Here is an 18,225-nt window from a genome sequence, read left to right on the forward strand (position 1 = left end):
CGATTCCGGAGAAGCGACCTGCCGGCACTACCTTACAAATCTATCGCAGAAACCGATATAGACATCCCCTAAGATTCCCGGCTACTTTCCGAAATCTTGCGGGAATTCTTCAAGTCTCATCGGGGAAAGTCGGTTATGGGCAACTGGTTGCGAGGATTGGAACGCTACACGGATGCGGTCGTGCCTATCGGCATCATTGCATGCCTGGTGGTGATTCTCGTCCCTCTTCCCCCGTCCTTGCTCGACGTTCTCTTGTCGGCCAACATCGCGATCGGAGTGGTGGTCCTCCTCACCACCATCTATATCCAATCACCCCTCGAGTTCAACATTTTCCCCGCCATGCTGGTGGCGACGACTCTTTCTCGCCTCGTTTTGAACCTAGCCACGACCCGGCTGATCTTGACGCATGCGGGCGAGGAAAAACTCGATGCAGCGGGAGATGTTATTCGAGCGTTCGGGGAGTTTGTCTCCGGGGACTCGATCGAAGTCGGGATTATTCTCTTTGTGATCATCTTCTTGATCAACTTCATCGTGATCACCAAAGGTGCGACGCGGATCGGCGAAGTCGCGGCCCGATTCGCCTTGGATGGGATGCCTGGAAGGCAGATGGCCATCGATGCCGATTTAAGCGCCGGTGCGATCGATGAGAAAGAGGCGCAAAGGCGGCGCGAAGAAATCACGCGGCAAGCCGACTTCTATGGAGCGATGGACGGTGCTTCGAAGTTCGTGCGAGGGGATGCAATCGCCGGAATCGCGATCACCATGATCAACTTGTTCGGCGGTTTGTACATGGGTTACATGTACGCCGACATGACCCTCGTCGAAGCGGCGAACGTCTATTCGAAGCTCACGATCGGCGACGGATTGGTTAGCCAAGTCCCCGCGTTTTTGATTTCGTTGGCCGCCGCATTGCTCACGACTCGCAGCACCCAGAAGTCGAACTTTTCCAACGAGTTCTTGAAGCAGATCTTTTCACGCCCCGAGGCGCTGATCATCTCCGGTGCGTTCTTGATGATGTTAATCTTCACCGGCCTTCCGACGTTGCCGATGTTTTCGATGGGAGCCGGATGCATCGGGCTTGCGGTCCTGATGAAGAGCCAAGTGAAAAAGGGAGCCCTGCAGGAGGCGGCCAAGAAGCAGGCCGAAAGCGAGGCCAAGAAGGAGCCACCACCTGAGAAGAAGGCAGAGGATTATCTCGAAGTCGATCCGATGCGACTGGAACTGGGGGCCAAACTCATTCCTTTAGCAGATCCCAATCGAGGTGGCGATCTGATGAAACGAATCTCGACCGTTCGGGCCACACTGGCGACCGAAATGGGAATCCTCTTGCCAATGGTGCGGATCAAGGATCGGATGAGTCTTCCCGAGTACTCGTATGAACTATCGATGAACGGAAATCGCATCGCTTCCGGCATGCTCCGCCCTGATCGGCTGCTGGCCATCGATAGCGGATTGACCTTGGGGCCGATTCAAGGGGATGAGACGACCGACCCCGCCTTTGGCAAACGCGCCTTCTGGATCGAACCCAAACAACGACAGCAGGCCGAGATTTACGGCTATCAAGTCGCCGAGTGCGCCGCGGTCCTCGCCACCCATGTCCAAGAAACCGCACGGCGTCACGCGGAGGAACTGCTGACACGCGAAGTGACAAAACAATTAATCGATCAGTTGAAGAAGGGTGCTCCCACGGTGGTGGAGGAGCTGATTCCTCAACTGATGAAACTCTCCGACGTTCAACAAGTCCTACAGAATCTGCTCCGGGAGGATGTGCCCATTCGACAGCTTGGGCTGATCCTCGAGACGCTAGGTGACTTTGCCCATCGCGTGAAGGACCCAATCTGGCTAACCGAGTACGTCCGACACCGATTGGCCCGAACCATCTCGCATCGGTATCGCGACAATGCGGGAGTTCTGAAAGTCGTCACGCTGGATCCGGCCATGGAGGATCGAATCGCAGCGGGGGCTGAACAAACCGATCGCGGTATCTTTATTCGCATGGCGCCGGAGACCATTCAGAAAACTTGCCAAAAGATAGCCGAAGGGCTCAAGAAGCTAGAGCAGCAGGGAAGAACCCTCTGCGTCTTGGTAAGCCCGAAGATTCGTGTCCCCTTGCGTCAGATCACGCAAGACAATCTCCCCAACATTCGGATACTGAGTTACAACGAAGTCTCGCGCGATACGACAGTCGAATCGGTAGCAATGGTCAGCGATTGATCGCCCAATTAACTTCGTAAAATTAGAACTTCAGCGCAGCATTGTGTCTCATGTGAGCTATGTTGTCACATATAGAATGAGAGTTGCGCCCGCACCGATACCCTGCTTCGATAACGGATGAAAATCGTTAGTTCATTTCTATCTATTGACATAGTTTAGGACATCTGACATCAGCAAGTCGTTTAAAACGTACCTTGCTGTCTTGTATTGAATGCGCCTTGCCGCATAAAGCGCGCAAAGCCTCTTTCTGTTTTTGACAGGTTCGAAAAGCGGTGAATAGTTCCGCTAGTACGGTGGCCTGAACCTAGATCGCAATTCGCGCCTGCGAAATCGTCTGACTGATGACACCGAGTGCTTGAATCAATATTTGTTTGAAATGAGTCCATCATGGGGTTTTTGAGAAGATTCAATGACCTGGGTATACGTCCAAAGCTCGTAACAATCGTGGCGTTGATGTTACTAGGAGTAGGGATTGGCTTTATGTCGCTGTTCCGAAGTGAAGTGCGGACAGCGGCCCAGGAAGATACGATCGCCCAAGCGCGACGAGTGGTCGATATGGCCGAGTCGGTACGCCACGGCATGGAAGAAAAATGGAAGCTCGGCGTCTTCAATCAGAAGGTCGTGAGCGAATGGGCTAAAGAGAAACAGGTGGAGCGAATCTTGGGAGCCGTCCCCATAGTCACCGCTTGGGAAGCCGTCATGCTTCGTGCGAAGGAAGGGGGGTATCGCTTCAAAACACCGAGACGCGGTGCTAGAAATCCCGAGAACGAGCCGGACGAAGTGGAGATGCGGGCGTTGGATCAACTCGCGCTGGGCAAAACGGAATACTTTGAACTCGATAGCCAAAAGAACGAGATACGTTACTTCCGACCGATTCGCCTCTCGCAGGAATGCATCATGTGCCATGGCAGCCCCAAGCTGTCGGAGGAACTGTGGGGCAATAGCGAAGGAATGGATCCAACCGGTCACCGCATGGAGAATCTAGCTTCCGGCGATTTGCACGGCGCTTTCGAGATCATTCAATCCCTCGACCATGCCGACCAACGGGCATTCCAAGCCACGCTCAAAGGATTCGCCTTGGTCGGGCTTGCTAGCCTCGCGGCTTGCGTCGTGCTCGTCTTCATCCTCAATCGATCGGTCATCAATCCTATCCAGGAAGTGACTCGCGCCTTTTCGAAACTGTTGCAAGGGGATCTCCGGCAAGACATCGCTGTAACCAGCAAGGACGAAATCGGAAAGCTGCAGATCGGTATCAATACGATCGCAAAGCAGACCAAAGCCTTGATCGGTAATATGCGACGCAGTTCCAAGGAACTGGAATCGGTTTCGAGCGAGTTGGGGACCACCGCCGACAGAATGCAGAACGCAGCGACCGAAACCACCTCGCGCAGCCGCACGGTCTCAGCCGCGTCCGAACAGATGAGCCAAGCTCTCGAGTCCATGCGATCATCGTTGCGAGACGTGAGCTCTACCGTACAAGCGGTCGCGAATGCAGCTGGCGAGATTATCGAAAGCACCGACCGAGTTACGTCCAGCACGCAAGAGTCGGCGAATGTGGCGCAGCACGCTCGGCAACTCGCCGGCAACGGTACCAAACAAATCCGTGAACTGGAGCAAGCAGCCAACGGAATTGGTGAAATCATCGGTGTCATTCGCGACATCGCGGACCAAACCAACTTACTAGCGCTCAACGCCACGATCGAAGCAAGTCGGGCCGGAGAAGCAGGCAAAGGCTTTGCGGTGGTGGCCACCGAGGTCAAGCAGCTTGCTAATCAAACAGCAAGTGCCACAAACGAAATCCGACGCCGCATTGAATCGATCCAAAACATCTCTTCTGTCGTCGTGGAAGCGATGACCGAGATTGAAACGGTTATCGATAGTATCAATTCGGGTATGAACATGACGTCGGACGCCGTTGAGCACCAACGCAGCACGATTCATCTCGTGACCCATCAGTTGGCAGAAGCAGCCGAAAGAACGTCGTCTGTTGCGAACAGCGTGGAAGAAACTGTTGTGGCCGCTCGCGAAGTAAGCAAGAGTATCCACGATGTGAATGTGATTGCAGAGGAAACCAGTCGCGAAGTGGAGTCGACGAAAGTGGCAGGAGCAGGTTTGCGACGCGTCACCGATATGTTCGATTCGCAACTTTCCGAAATGGCTTCCGCGTTTCAAACCTAAATAGAAATCGACCGTTCCTGCCTGTTCCGACTCAATCGAGACAGGCAGTTACTGGTAGGGAATCTTGATGACCTCGAGGTGGAGTTCGCTCTGCCTCGAGGTCATTTCGTTTCGAACGCAAAGGAAAAAAGTTCGACTATACTAGCCCTGTTCCGTCGATGTCCCTCCACGGCAGACATGGCCCCGGTATTCCAATCCCACCTGAGTACTCTCGCCAATCTGCTGGATGCCCCTCCTTTTCCTATACCTCCCTATGACACCGTTCCAGATTGCGCCCGTAGGCTCCCACGATTGCATGCCCGCCCACGCGTCGAATTCGCGAGGGGCACATGCCCATGTTTCTCAACATCGGACGTTATGGCTTGTTCGGCTCCTAATGCTTTGTGTCGGCCTGACGGCGAACCATGCGACGATCGCGACCGCGACTCCCCAAGACGAGGACTTCTCGATCCAAGGGGAATACGCAGGAAAAAGCTCGGCGATGCAAGTCATCGCCTTGGGGGACGATTCGTTCGAGATCGTCCTCTTCGGTGGAGGCCTTCCTGGCGCCGGGTGGGATCGACTGGATCCTGAGCGGATCGAAGGTGATCGTGATACGGTCCGACGAATCGCTTCGGTGCGTGGCGTCAAAAAAACAGAGCGCTCGAGCCCGACTCTGGGTACCAAGCCTCCCGCCGAAGCCATGGTACTATTCGATGGGTCGGCGGAATCGCTAGAACGGAACTGGCTACCCGGGGCGAAGTTCAGCGAGCAATCGGCAGGGGATGAAAGGGCGCTCCTGGCCGGCGCGACGACACGACAGGGATTTCAAGACTACTCCCTTCACCTGGAGTTTCGCATTCCCTTTGAACCCCAGGCGGAAGGTCAATCCCGCGGCAACAGCGGGGTCTACCATCAAGGTCGATATGAAACACAAGTTCTCGACTCTTTTGGATTGAACCCCACGAATCGAGATGCGGGCAGTATTTATGAGGTCAGCGCTCCGGTTTTCAATGCAGCGTTGCCGCCGGGAGTTTGGCAAACGTACGATGTCGACTTCACCGCCGCGCGATTCGATACCCATGGAAACAAGATCCGTGAAGCGACATTAAGTGTTCGTCTCAACGGCCAATGGGTGCAACGAAATGTATCCGTCCCTTCGGCGACCCGTTCGTCCATTCAGAACGAAGGGCCTAACCCAGGACCGATACACCTGCAGGATCACGAAAGCCCGGTCCTCTACCGCAATATTTGGTTAGTACCTCGCGACTCCCAACGCGATGCGATACGCCCGTGGGTGGCGGGCTTCGAGCGATTTCAATCCGACGAAAGTGCGTCGGGGATTGCGCTCTTAACCCAACTTCGGTGCACCGCCTGTCACGCATCGAGTCAATCGTTGCCCGTACCGCAACCGGCGCCGAATCTCAGTTCGGTGGGGAAACGCGTCCGTCCAGATCACTTATTAGCCATTGCATCGAATCCCTCCCATGCCAAGCCGGGGACCACGATGCCGGACCTGCTGCACGGGCTCCCGGAAGGTGAGAGGGACAGAGCGGGGAGAGCCCTCGCAAGCTACCTAGCAACCACCGGCCGAATCGTCGACCGCCCTGGGGATGCAGCAGCTGCCGAACGAGGATCGAAACTCTATCACTCCATCGGATGCGTGGCATGCCATGCTCCAAGGGGCGATGAGAAGTCGGAAGCACTCGGTGGCATTCCCCTTGGGAATCTGACCGAGAAATACACGGTCGGGAGTTTGAGTGATTTCCTTTTAGACCCTCACGCTATCCGCGCCGGGGGAGCGATGCCCAAACTGGTTCAGAACCGTACCGAGGCTAGGGACATCGCATGCTATTTGCTCGGTGACCGTATTCTGGCTCCTTCCTCCGAGCAGTTTCAAACGACTGTGTTTCACGGCGAATGGGATCGATTGCCCGACTTTTCCAAATTGACTCCAGTAAAGAGCGGCAAAACAAACGGTTTGGATCTATCGTTCGCGGGGCGTTCCGATCAGTTTGCGATGGTGTTCGAAGCCTACTTACCGTTAGCCAACGCGGGACAAGTCCGTTTCTTTCTGGGCTCGGACGATGGGAGCCGACTGCTGATCAACGACCGAGAAGTGATTCGCCACGACGGTATCCATCCCCACACGGAGAAATCGGGGCGCGTGCGATTGGAAGCGGGCGTTCATCGTTTGCGATTGGAGTATTTCGAAGGAAATGGTCAGGAGTCACTCTCCCTCGAAGTCGAGTCTCCCGACACCGGCCGAGTACCCGCTTCGATGCTCGTCACGTTGGACCCGAAGAGCGAAGTGCAACAGGAGCTGATTCCTTCTCAGTTCCGACCGGATGATTCGCTCGTCGAACAAGGGAAGCAGATTTTTTTCGATAAGGGATGTGTGAAGTGCCACGCTATGGAGTCGAAAGAGGCTCCGTCCGGTCTTTTGCAAGCCAAGCGTTTAGAAGAGTTAAGCGGTTCTGAAGGTTGTTTAAGTGGGAAGGTTCCGGTTGGCCTGCCCCAGTATTACTTGACCCGTGAGCAACGACACGTCTTGCAACGGGCGTTGCAGAGCCTCCGCGACCCCCAGTCTCAGAACAATGCGTTGCACCATCAACTCATGGCATCGAACTGCTACGCCTGCCACCAGCGGGGCGAGATCGGTGGTCCGGAAGTAACGCGCGATCGGCTCTTTTTGACCACAACCCAAGAGATGGGCAACGAGGGGCGAGTACCTCCGATGATCCAAGACGTCGGGAGAAAGCTCAAAGAAGAGGTGCTGGCGAGCATTGTTGCAAATGGAGCAAAAGATCGACCTTATATGCTGACCCGAATGCCCGGGTTCGGGGCCGCAGTCTCGGAACGGTTGACCCATGCTTTCGTGAAGGAAGATACGATTCGGCTAGACGGCGAATCCATGCGAGAGAAGCCCTTTCCACCGCGAGATAGCGAGGAAGGTCAAGAGCTCTCGATCGCCGGGAGAAAACTGGTTGGCAGCGATGGGTTGGCATGTATCAAGTGCCACGTGTTTGGAGGCAAGTCGACGCCCGGTATCCAAGCGATGGATTTGCTGCGGATGACCAGTCGGCTTCGGGAAGATTGGTTTCATCGGTACATGCTCGATCCAACGCGTTACCGACCGGGGACTCGAATGCCCCTCAGTTTCCCGGATGGCAAGTCCGCAGTGACCAGTATTTTTCACGGCGATGCTGACAAACAAATCGATGCACTTTGGGCCTACTTATCCGAAGGGACGCAAGCCAAGAGCCCTATTGGCTTGGACGGGGAGGCGATTGTCCTAACTCCGACCGATCGACCGATCCTTTACCGCAATTTCCTCGAGGGACTGACGCCGCGTGGAATCGCTGTAGGCTATCCGGAAAAAGTGAATATCGCTTGGGATGCCAACGAGATGGCGCTTCGATTGATTTGGAAGAATGAGTTTATCGATGCGAGCAAGCACTGGGTGGGACGAGGACCGGGAAATCAAGGTCCGTTGGGAGATTCCGTAGTGCGCATTGAAAACACTTCTCCTATAGCCCTTCTTGAGTCACTCGACTCGAAATGGCCGGGGGGAACGAGTCGGCAGCGTGGATTCCGATTCGGCGGTTACCGGCTGAATGAAGCCGGGCAACCGAGCTTCGAATATCGAATTCGAGACTGCTCGGTTACCGATACGATCATTCCCTACCGCCCCCAAGAGGAGAGCGAAACGAGTGACGGCGAGACGCAATTGAAACGGACATTGAAAATTCGCGTTCCCTCCATCGACAAGCTATCAGGGGAGCGGGTTGTTTTTCGCATCGCCGCCGGGGAAATCCAAGAACGGCCCAGTGGCGAATACTTGCTCGATGATCGCACCACGGTGCGAATCGATGGAATACCGCTGCAGCGAGTGCAAATCGAGGGCCGCGTCGAGTGGAGAGCGGAACTCCCCGTTGGAAGCGAGACCGTGATCACACAGACAATCGATTGGTGATGTCGAGTAGCCATACGAATTCAATGAACACATCCATAGTCAGACGATTGAAATGAAGAGAAAGAGAATCATGACGCGAGCGCTCTCGATGCGATGCACCTTGGCCATTTGCATAGTGCTCAGCTGGGTCGGCCTTGCCATCTCGCAAGGGACAGGGAGCATTCGCGAAGACGAGTACTATTCGATCACAACCTTCGAAACACCACCGGGTGCCGTACTCGAGATCGGGGCGATGCAGTGGATGAGCGACGGCAGGCTGGCCGTGGCGACCCGCCGCGGCGAGATTTGGATGGTCCGTGACCCTCTAGCGCCGCAGGTCAAAGCCTCGCAGTTTGTTCGCTTCGCGCACGGATTGCACGAACCGCTTGGTTTGGCGGAAAAGGATGGTTGGCTTTACGTAACACAACGCAGTGACGTATCGCGTTTGAGAGACCGTGACGCTGATGGCGTTGCGGACGATTTCGAAGTCGTTGCGGATGGTTGGGAGATCAACGGTGACTACCACGAGTATGCGTTCGGGTCCAAATTCGACCGGGATGGCAATCTCTGGGTCGCGTTGTGCTTGACCGGATCTTTTGGAAGCGATGTCCCGTTTCGGGGCTGGGCCCTGCGAGTGACAGAGGATGGAGAGACCATTCCGACCACCTACGGATTGCGATCCCCAGGAGGTATCGGCTTCAATGCAAAAGGAGATGTCTTCTACACAGACAATCAAGGCCCCTGGAACGGGACATGTGGTCTCAAACAGTTGGTACCTGGAAAGTTTGTAGGACATCCTGGTGGCAACAAATGGATTCGGGACGCAAAACCCTTTCAAGGAGTTACACCGGTGCAGCCACTTGATAATAGCCGTATGGCGATCGAAGCGGCCAAGCACCAGGACTTGGTCCCCACCGCTGTGTTATTTCCCTACAACAAGATGGGTCAATCGGCGAGCGGGATTGTGTGCGACAAGAGCGGTGGAAAATGGGGTCCCTTTGTCGATCAGTTGTTCGTGGGAGACCAGACGCATAGCACGCTGATGCGAGTCGATCTAGAAGTCGTGGACGGTGTTTATCAAGGAGCTTGTTTTCCGTTTCGCGGAGGATTTGGTTCCGGTGTGGTCGGAATGGAAATGGGGCCGAATGGTTCGGTCTTTGTCGGCGGGACCAACCGGGGTTGGGGCTCGCGCGGCCCGAAGGACTTTGCGTTGGAACGATTGGATTGGACGGGCAAGACCCCTTTTGAGATCAAAACGATGCGACTCACTCCGCAAGGTTTCAAGCTTGAATTTACCGAGCCTGTCGACCCAGTTGCAGCAGGAGACCTCAGCCAATACGCCATGGAGACCTATACCTACATCTACCGCGAGCAGTATGGCAGCCCCGAAGTCGATCATACAAAGCCGACCCTTAGCGCGGTCCGTGTCTCCGCGGACGGCAAGGAGGTTGAATTGGACGTGGAGGGACTGCAGATTGGGCACGTGCATGAATTGAGAATCGGAGCAGCGATGCGGTCGGCGGCTGGAAAACCATTGCTGCATCGTGAAGCCTATTACACGCTGAACCGACGCAAATAACGCACGCAGATCATCGAACGAGCGTCCCCTCCGGCGCCGAATTTGTTTTTCCGACACCGCACCGATCGTTACAATAAAACCTTCGTTTCCCCTACCTCGACGTTTTCGTACTGGATGCCACAACCATGAAATGGCGAATGAATCTTCCAAAGCCTGCCGCAGCGTGCTTGTTTGCGGTATGGGTGTCTAGCGCGGCATGCGGTGCGGACAAGTGGACCGACAGCTCCGGAACCAAGACCTTGGAGGCAGAGTTTGTCCAACTGGAAGGAATCCAACTCACCTTGAAAAAAGGGGATGGAGCCGAAGTCGTCATTCCTCTTTACAAGCTCGATGATGCCAGTCGATTGCAAGCGCGGAAAATGGCCAAAGCGAAGCTAGCATCTGTGGCTTCGGCTGGGGAAGGTGCGAAGCCGGAGTTCTTGGCCACCCCCCTCCATCTATCGGATACTCCTGTCGAGTTTCCGAAAGAGAGTAACATCCAGCAATTCTTAGATATTGTCGGGCAGGAGTACGAAGCCAAGAACTACATGGTTTCTTGGGATGGATTACCAGCCACATTCCAAAAGGATCTTGAAACCCTAGTCAAAACAGCAGTCGGGCTCATCGATCCCGCGACCGTTAAGGAACTAGGTAAGACCAGCAAAAGCTTGATCACGACCCTACGAACCAAAAAAGAGTGGTTGTTGGCGAGCAAAGAACTGGAGTTGGATGAAGAGACTCTGGAAAGGGTCCAACGGCTGTACGACCCGATTGTGGACCTTTTGGAGACGATCCTCCCCAACGACGCTTGGGATGTCTCCGCGATCCAGAATGGAAAATTGCGAGATCTCATCAAGCTCTCAGTGGAACAAATTTCTCCAAAAGTCGAACGGGTGCTGAAAGAGATACCGGAAGTGGAGCAGCTGCAATTTTCGATGTCCGACTACATCAAGGGGGTCCAATCGAAGCAGCGAACACCAACCGAAGCCGAGGTCACCGTCGCCGCGTTTGGGATGCCACCTCGAACGACTCTTTGGGTGCGGCTGGACGGAAAGTGGGTCGATCAAAACAGTGTGCAACAGGCCAAGCAACTGCCCGTCCAAATCCAGGCGTTGGCAAAGCAGGACAAAAAAGTGATCAATCGACAGATTCTCCAAGCATCCGCCGCCGCCGCGTTGACCATCGGGATTCTGGCCGAAGCCGAAAGCCAGTCCGACGTCGATGATTGCCTACGCGATCTCAAATCCCTGGTGCTTCAGGGCATGGGAGCGATGCAGGCGCTTCAAGGAGCAGGAATGGGCGGTCCCACAGGAGGCCCGCCACAATTTGGTGCGAACGGTTCCAACCGCCCCGGCGCACCGGCAGGAGTCGGGGCGGCAGGACCTGGATCCAATAGCGGATCCGGCGGTGGAGGCAGACCGCCTCGCCCGGGCGTGATGCAAGGGGGTGGAACGGGTGCCCAATCAGGTGGGAGCAGTTCCGGGGATGTCAATTCCGGCGATGTCAATTCCGGCGGTGTCAATTCTGGAGATGTTAATTCTGGCGGTGCCAACTCCGGCGGTGTAACGTCCGGTGGGCCTTGAGCGGGCCGAGGCGAAGGAGCGAATGGCTTGTTGGCTCAAGCGAGCTAGCTCAGCCATGCCGATTACCGCTAAGAGGTAAACGCATCCGTAGACGGGGACCAGAAATCGACCGCCAACCGAATAGGTCAACGCGGTAACGATTGTCTGCATGAGCAGCGGAACCGCGAGCCACGCGAGAGTGCGCCGGTCCCGGAAGACCAGTCCTATGGCTCCGAGCAAGGCAAAGATCTTCAGCAAAAGCGCCTTGCCCGTATAAGGGTTCCACTCTGTAACAACTCGCTGCACCATCAACCCAGGCAGGATGGACATATTCTCGGTCGTCCACCCCCTCACTTCTTCGGCGGCTTGAGCGGCGATCGCGAGTTCGTTGGCAATCCAATCGCTGGCATGGTTCGATTCGACAGGAGGAGGAATCAGCGCTCGAAGGCGGCGTTCCGGCGCGAATTGCCACTCGCCCCGGCTGGCAACCGATTCATCACAATAGCCCCCTAAGAGAGTGGTCGAACCTTTGGTTCCAAGCGGTTGAAATCTCCCGAGAACCAGACTATTGCGGATCCACCACGGGGATTGGACGACGAAAACGATGACAAGAAAGAAGGCCGTGTATCGAATTGCATGACTCCATCGACGCGGAAAGGACGGAGCGCTCCATGCGAGGAAGAAGGGAATCGTGATCGCCAAAAAGGGGAGCCACAAGAGAAACGAGCTTCGGCAGTAAATCAAAAAACTAAACGATGCACCGACGATCGCGATACGAACCAAGGATGGACGGCGGCAGGCATCCCAAAGGATCAGCAAAAAGGCGGCGGTGAGGAGGAATGCGAAAGGTTCCGTGAGAAAGTCCGTCAAGTAATTGCGAAGGTTTCGCTCACTGTACGCGATCGCAACTAGGCCGGGGGCAAGCCACGGAGTGAGTTGCCGAAGAGGCTCCGATGGGGAATTCGAAACGAGTTGAAACCCCCAGCATGCAAAGAGGGAACAACCTGCGGCCAAAGCCAATGCGAGGGAAATTCGGACAACAGCAAACGCGACGGGTCCGCGCGGAAGGATTTGGTAGACCGCAGCGATCCAGGTGGGCAGCAGAGGCGGGCGATTCGTATCGGGAACGATGGGTCCTGGCTTGGCTACCAAAAATCCGTATTGAAAGGAATCAGCTTGAAGGTAGCTTGATTTCCAAATGGGATCCGAGAAGTGAGTGGACCAGCCGTCACCTTTGGAGACGGAGTAACCGATCGCTTCGTAGTCGATTCCATCGCCGATCGGCTTAGGAGGTTGCGAGAACCATGGGCTGCCGCAGACCGACAGGATCTGCAGCGGCGCGAGAAATAGAAAGCAGAATAGGAAGCAGTGTTTGGAGGTCACATCGCCGCCGAGATAGGGTTACCGAGTTCGAAACCCACGTCGGTACCCAGTCGATATCGACTGAGCGATAGCGTCCAGTTCTTCGATAGGGACTGCCGAAGTATCCCACGTCGCGGGAGCCGCGGGTGGCGTGGACGCTGTGGACGAGGCACTTTCCGTGGATGGGGAACTTTCACTCGTGCGAATTTGCTCCATCGCGGCATCCACCGAGGTAGGACTTAGAACAGAATCCGCTGTCGCTCCCCCTTCGCCTTCGCCGTTACCATTCGTGCTCGTACTGGTGCTGGTGCTCGTACTGGTGAATATCTGCGCTGGCTCCGCGCGAAGGCGAATCAGCATTGCATTGCCATCCCGAGCTCGAATTTGGATTCGGCTATCGGTGACAGGAAGCGTCGCCTCGACCGATTGGTTCGATGGATTGATCGCTCGCAGGGTGACCGACGTTCCCGCTTGGTTCATGGTGATAGAGACATTTCGGTAGGTCCCCCAAGTCCCTTGCGATTCGAACCAGCGAGCCGATTGATTGGGGACGACCGCGGCGGTTACTCCCCCTCGCAGGTTTTGGCCCATGAAGTCCCGAATGTCGACGAATCGAGCATCGCGGGTACCGACGCTGACCGGATTGGAAAGTGAGTCTCCATCGTTGAACGCGGACTGCACGCGAATCGTTTGGGCTTCCCCGGTAAGGAACGGCAGTTTTGGAATCACGAACTGGACTTCCCCAGGCCCCACATCCGAGACTTGCACACCGTTCGAATTGCGAACGATGGTTTGAGCGACCGGCGAGGTCGAAGCGCCAACCGACGAGGCGTAGTAAGCAGTGATTGGCAGGCCTTGCAGGTTGCTATCGAGAACGATGCCCACGTCGCGAGGTACAAAGTTCAACACGCGCAGCGTAACATTCGCGGAATCGGTTAACGTGCTTCCGTCGCTGATGGTGTAGGAAAAAGTAACCGTGCCGGTGTACGTGGTACTCGGAGCGGTGTAGATCAGGGTCTTACCATTGGGGCCGATCTGCACAGTTCCTTGCCCAGATGCTGGTTGGGTAACCGACGTGATGGTGTAAGACTCGCCTGTATCGACATTCGTATCGTTGGCCAGGACGTTGACCGTTTGATTGGGCTGGGACAGGACATCCAAGCTATCGTCGACCGCGTTGGGCGCGTCGTTCACTGCCGTGATGGTGAAGGTGATCGTGCCGGTTGCGACGCCACCGTTCGTGCTGCGCGCCGTATAGACAACCAGTTCGGTCCCGGTCGCATTCGCTTTGGGCGCGTAGGTAATACGGGTGCCGTTGCTGGTGATCGACGCGGTACCGTTAGGTGCGGTCACATTGATGATGGTCAATGTATCGCCGGTCGCTGCCGGCGTATCGTTGGCAAGAACATGGAACTCGGCAGCCGCTGCGTCCTCGGTTACGGTGAAGGCATCGCCGACGACAGTAGGAGGTGGTACCGCGGGACCGACAACGATCGTGACGGTCGCCGTCGAAGTTCCGCCGCGTCCATCGCTGATGGTGTACGTCAACGTCTCGGTTCCGGTGAAGCCGGTTCGAGGCGTATAGACGATTCCAGTCCCTGCCGATGCCACCGTGGCCGTGCCGCCTTGCGAAGGCGTCGTGACACTGGTGACGATAAGGGTTTCCCCTGTGTCAGGTCCCATGGTGTCGTTTTGCAGGACATTCAAGAAGACATTTTGATCCCCAGCTCTCACTGTCGTAATCGTGTCCGCAACCGCGACGGGATTGTCGTTCACCGAAGCGACTTGCACTGTCACGGTCGCCGTCCCCAAGGCCCCGGATTGATCACGCACGGTGTAAGTGAACGTTTCTTGACCGTTGAAGTTTGCGGCGGGAGCGTAGGTTAGCGATTGTCCGTTCGATGCAATCGTGACAGTACCGCCATTGGAAGTCGCCCCTACCGATTGAATGGTGAGCACGGCACCCGAACCCGCGACGATGGTGTCGTTGGCAAGAACATTGAGTGTGTTGTTCGTAGAGTCTTCGTTGAAGTTGTACGTATCGTTCACCGCCGTGAAGTTCTGAGCGACGGAAACGTTAGTTGGGATGAAATTCACCAGCGCGGAATCGATCGCACCATCCACCTTGAAGATCGAGAAGCCACGGCTGGCCCCTTCGGCTGGATTTGCCGAGAAGAGAGCTTGCCCGCTCGCTTTTGCACGCATACGGATTGCGGCCAAGACTTGCGGATCGCGGCCAGGACCAACCGTAAAGCTGGAGAACGCTCCGAGCTCATCGATCAATCCCGCCGTTGAGGTGCTAGGCGTCGTTCGGCCATTGCCGAAAGTATTGCTGTATTCGATCGGTTGATCGCCAACGAGTTCGATTCGGCTCGCATCGTACTGGATATCCATGTAGGCCGAGAAAACTCCGTCTCCGGCAGGACTGCCCGTATTTCGCAAGTCATTCACGACGACCCGTAGGAAAAACTCTTGGCCTAGCGAGAGGGAGGTCAGCACATTCCCCTGCGAATCGACCGGTAGCAATTGCACGGAAATCTTTGCCGCTTCCGCGACATTGATTGCAACTTGCTGCACCTGAGAGTTCCCGGCGGTATCCGTTAGACGGAGCGAGGCGGTCTGGGGACCAAGCTGCGATTGACTGGGAGTCCAAGTCATCACGCCGGTCGTTGCATTGATCGATAGGCCTGCGGGTGCGTTTTCAAGCACATACCGCAGCCCTTGTCCTTCCTCGGGATGGGCCAAGTCGTAGGTCAACGTGGAACCGAGGTTCACATTCGTTGGCAATTGATTGGTCGGGATGGCGGCGGGTGGGGTGTTGTCGTAAGTGAGCGAGAGCGCGGGAGATGGCGAAGTGGTGACACCGTTCAAAGTCTGCGTGGCAACGATGCTCCGCGTCCCCGCTCCCAACTGCGCCACGAGGGCTGTCGTGATGGTGGTGGTGGAGCCTGTAGCGACCGCAGTCCCAACGATATCGTTCCCGACGCGAAGATTCACGGTTGCTCCGGCCGCCGTCCCATTGACGACAAACTCCATGGTCGGTGCGCTGGTGGTATTGTCCGAGTCGCTCGAACCGGTATCGGAGTTGGCCAGCAAATCGACACTCGTCGGCGCTGAGAGATTGTTGGCCACCACGTTGAACGTCAGCAGCTGCGTATCGAACGTGTCCTGTGTCGTCGGCGTTCCGGTCTTTGCGCGCACGCCGACCGAGATCTGAAGCTGGCCCGTGTAGTTGGCCGGCGGGGTCACCGTAAGAAGACCGGTGTCGTTGTTGATATTGAACGTGTAATTGACCGATCCCACCCGCGTCGCGTCGTAGTAAACCGCGTCCCCTTCCACATCGTTCCCTTGCAGCTGAACCGTCGTGGCTTGGCCTGCGACGATCGAAGCGGGAACGGTGATATCGCTCAGGAAGGGACCCCCGTTGGCGGTATCGGCGCCAGCTGTCGCGGTGAAGGTCCTCGTCGAACTGCGCCCTGTGGAATCCGTCACAGTGACCGTGATGGTGGAGGTCCCCGTGTTAGCGAGCGCCCGCAATCGGATCATTCCGTTTTCGGTGTCATTGAAGATCTCGGCGCTGTTGATCGAAATTTCGTTCACAGGCCGTGAGTTGGAAACCTGCGTTCGAGAGATTCCTTCGCGAACGGCGTCTCCCTCGACCAATTGACCAAAGATCGAGTGGTTGAAATCAAGGTGCCGTTGAGCCCCTTCGGTGATGAAGAACTGGGAATCGTTGGTATCGTCCGCCGACTTGGCGTAGGAAAGAATCCCCGTTCGGTTGTGCTGCAAATCGAAATCGAACTGGTCGTCAAAATCGGCAAGGGTAGAGCCACCACTGCCGGTTCCGGTCGGATCGCCTGCCTGCAAAACGAAGTTATCGATCACTCGGTGGAAAATAATCTTGTTCGAACCAGACTGGTTGTAGAAACCGCTGTTTACCAACTGTTCAATGCGGGACACCGGACGGGGCGCCTCGTCGGCGAAGAGCCGGAAGACCATCTCGCCATAACCGTTGATATTCAAGCGGAGCGATTTCTGGTTGGTCACCATCTCGGCGGCGATCACCGAGGGGTTGCTGCTCTGCACGGTGATCGTCAGCGGACCGCCGTTGGGGTCATACGCGTCGATAGGAACGTGCAACGGAGATCCGTTGAGAACCGTCTGGTTCGGGATCTCGACGATGGTCGGATCGCTTCCGGATGGAATCGCAACACCCGACAGGGCCGAAAGCTGGGCTAGGGTCTGGACCCCCGTGACACGGGTCCCATTGGCGAATTCCCAAGTGGGATATTCGGTCACATTTTCGCTGATCGCCGTCGCATTACGCGTGCGATCAGGGTTGGTCATTTCGATAAATGGGAGGTAATTCTTCCCGTCTTGGAACAGATTCTTTTGCTCGGTGCACAAAGGACACCAGTCCGCGCCGAAGAACCGTACCCCCGCCTGCTGCAAAGCCTTGGCGAACTCGACCAGATTGGGCGCGTCTTCTCCTTCCCCGACCAAGGAGGAACTGTCCATGACGCCGCTCGTGTAGTAGGCCGAGTCTCCGAATGCGGAGGAATCGAGACCGTTGGAGTAGCCCGCTGCACTGGAATAAAAGTCGGACGCCATCAATTGGCGTGTTTCCAGGGGTTCAAAGTGAATCGGTCGAGTTGTCCTCGTCGAGCCGTCATCGAGAACCCGCCGCAGGAGAGCGCGAAACCAGTTTCTTGCCTCGGAAAGCGAATGATCTTGTAGGGGCGATCTCTCAACAGGAGCCATGCGTCTCATTCCTGCCCCTCTTGGGAGGGGGTGCTAGAAAGGGTGAAAAGGAGTTTGGGCCGAACCCTGGGTGTCTGGGTAATCCCAATCATATTCGCGCCGCCAGCGACCAGCGTCGTTCCACTCTCCGTAGTCCTCATTCTCGGACGGTCCGCCGTGTGAATTTGAGGGTTACGCCAGATAATCCGTCGATTCGTCGAGGAGATCTCCCCCTGGAGACTTGGTAAACCTCGCGGTGGTAAACTGGCGAAATCGGGTGGCTTGGGTTTGGATGCAGCGATTCTCGGGATAGTTCCGCTCAGAACGGATTGGAATTGAGCTAGTCATGTCGACGGCCCGACAGCATAATACGCGGTTCCCATGCGGGAATTCATTTTTTTCCATCTGAGATCTCTACCGACCGACCATGGCTAAGAGCAAAAAGAAAAAGGAAACGACGTTCCTCGTTTGCCAAGAAACCGGGGACATCAATTACGTGATGTTGAGAAAGCCAGGGGGTGAGAAGTTGCAGCTGAAGAAATACAGCCCACGTCTTCGCCGCGTGACGCTTCACATCGAAAAGCGCAAGTAAACCTCGGTCTTCGGAGCCTTTATTTCGTTTGGGTTCGCCCCTGCGCGGACTTGAACGCAGCTCCTGCCTGAATCGAGTTGTCGAA

At 56.0% G+C, this 18,225-nt stretch carries 9 protein-coding genes; 6 read left to right on the forward strand and 3 right to left on the reverse strand.

The genetic code is table 11. The annotated features are described in order from the left end of the window. Positions 1-135 precede the first annotated feature (135 nt). The 5 genes from flhA to VN12_RS11855 all read left to right on the forward strand — a co-directional run bounded on the left by flhA (position 136) and on the right by VN12_RS11855 (position 11,467). Positions 136-2,214: a flagellar biosynthesis protein FlhA gene (gene flhA, locus VN12_RS11835; protein WP_146677035.1), complete on the forward strand. Its 2,079-nt coding sequence runs from the start codon at positions 136-138 to the stop codon at positions 2,212-2,214. Positions 2,215-2,694: 480 nt separating this feature from the next. Further along, entirely contained in the window at positions 2,695-4,392 is a 1,698-nt protein-coding gene (locus VN12_RS11840; protein WP_168164351.1) for a methyl-accepting chemotaxis protein, read from the forward strand. Between the two features lie 253 nt (positions 4,393-4,645). Further along, complete coding sequence (locus tag VN12_RS11845; RefSeq protein WP_168164352.1) at positions 4,646-8,347, forward strand: family 16 glycoside hydrolase; 3,702 nt, start codon at positions 4,646-4,648, stop codon at positions 8,345-8,347. 52 nt (positions 8,348-8,399) lie between these two features. Continuing rightward, positions 8,400-9,905 carry a PQQ-dependent sugar dehydrogenase gene (locus VN12_RS11850; protein WP_240491404.1) on the forward strand — a complete coding sequence of 502 codons (1,506 nt, stop codon included), beginning with the start codon at positions 8,400-8,402 and terminating at the stop codon, positions 9,903-9,905. Positions 9,906-10,030: 125 nt separating this feature from the next. Beyond that, a complete protein-coding gene (locus VN12_RS11855) occupies positions 10,031-11,467 on the forward strand; it encodes a hypothetical protein (RefSeq protein WP_146677038.1) in 1,437 nt (478 codons plus the stop codon). Here VN12_RS11855 and VN12_RS11860 read toward each other — a convergent pair. From VN12_RS11860 to VN12_RS25820, 3 genes are all read right to left on the reverse strand, one after another. Further along, the gene (locus VN12_RS11860) at positions 11,348-12,829 is read right to left on the reverse strand and encodes a hypothetical protein (RefSeq protein WP_146677039.1); all 1,482 of its coding nucleotides are present in this window, start codon (positions 12,827-12,829) and stop codon (positions 11,348-11,350) included. The two genes, VN12_RS11855 and VN12_RS11860, sit on opposite strands and share 120 nt — an antisense overlap. A gap of 18 nt (positions 12,830-12,847) precedes the next feature. Next, positions 12,848-17,569: an Ig-like domain-containing protein gene (locus tag VN12_RS11865; protein WP_168164354.1), complete on the reverse strand. Its 4,722-nt coding sequence runs from the start codon at positions 17,567-17,569 to the stop codon at positions 12,848-12,850. 171 nt (positions 17,570-17,740) lie between these two features. Continuing rightward, positions 17,741-17,896 (reverse strand): hypothetical protein, encoded by a 156-nt coding sequence (locus VN12_RS25820; RefSeq protein ID WP_168164355.1) that lies wholly within the window; start codon positions 17,894-17,896, stop codon positions 17,741-17,743. A 79-nt stretch (positions 17,897-17,975) separates the two neighbouring features. Here VN12_RS25820 and rpmG point away from each other — a divergent pair, with 79 nt between their 5' ends. Then, complete coding sequence (gene rpmG / locus VN12_RS11870; protein WP_146677041.1) at positions 17,976-18,140, forward strand: 50S ribosomal protein L33; 165 nt, start codon at positions 17,976-17,978, stop codon at positions 18,138-18,140. The last annotated feature ends 85 nt before the right edge of the window (positions 18,141-18,225 follow it).

It is taken from the genome of Pirellula sp. SH-Sr6A (genome assembly GCF_001610875.1).
Taxonomy (GTDB): domain Bacteria; phylum Planctomycetota; class Planctomycetia; order Pirellulales; family Pirellulaceae; genus JBKCUI01.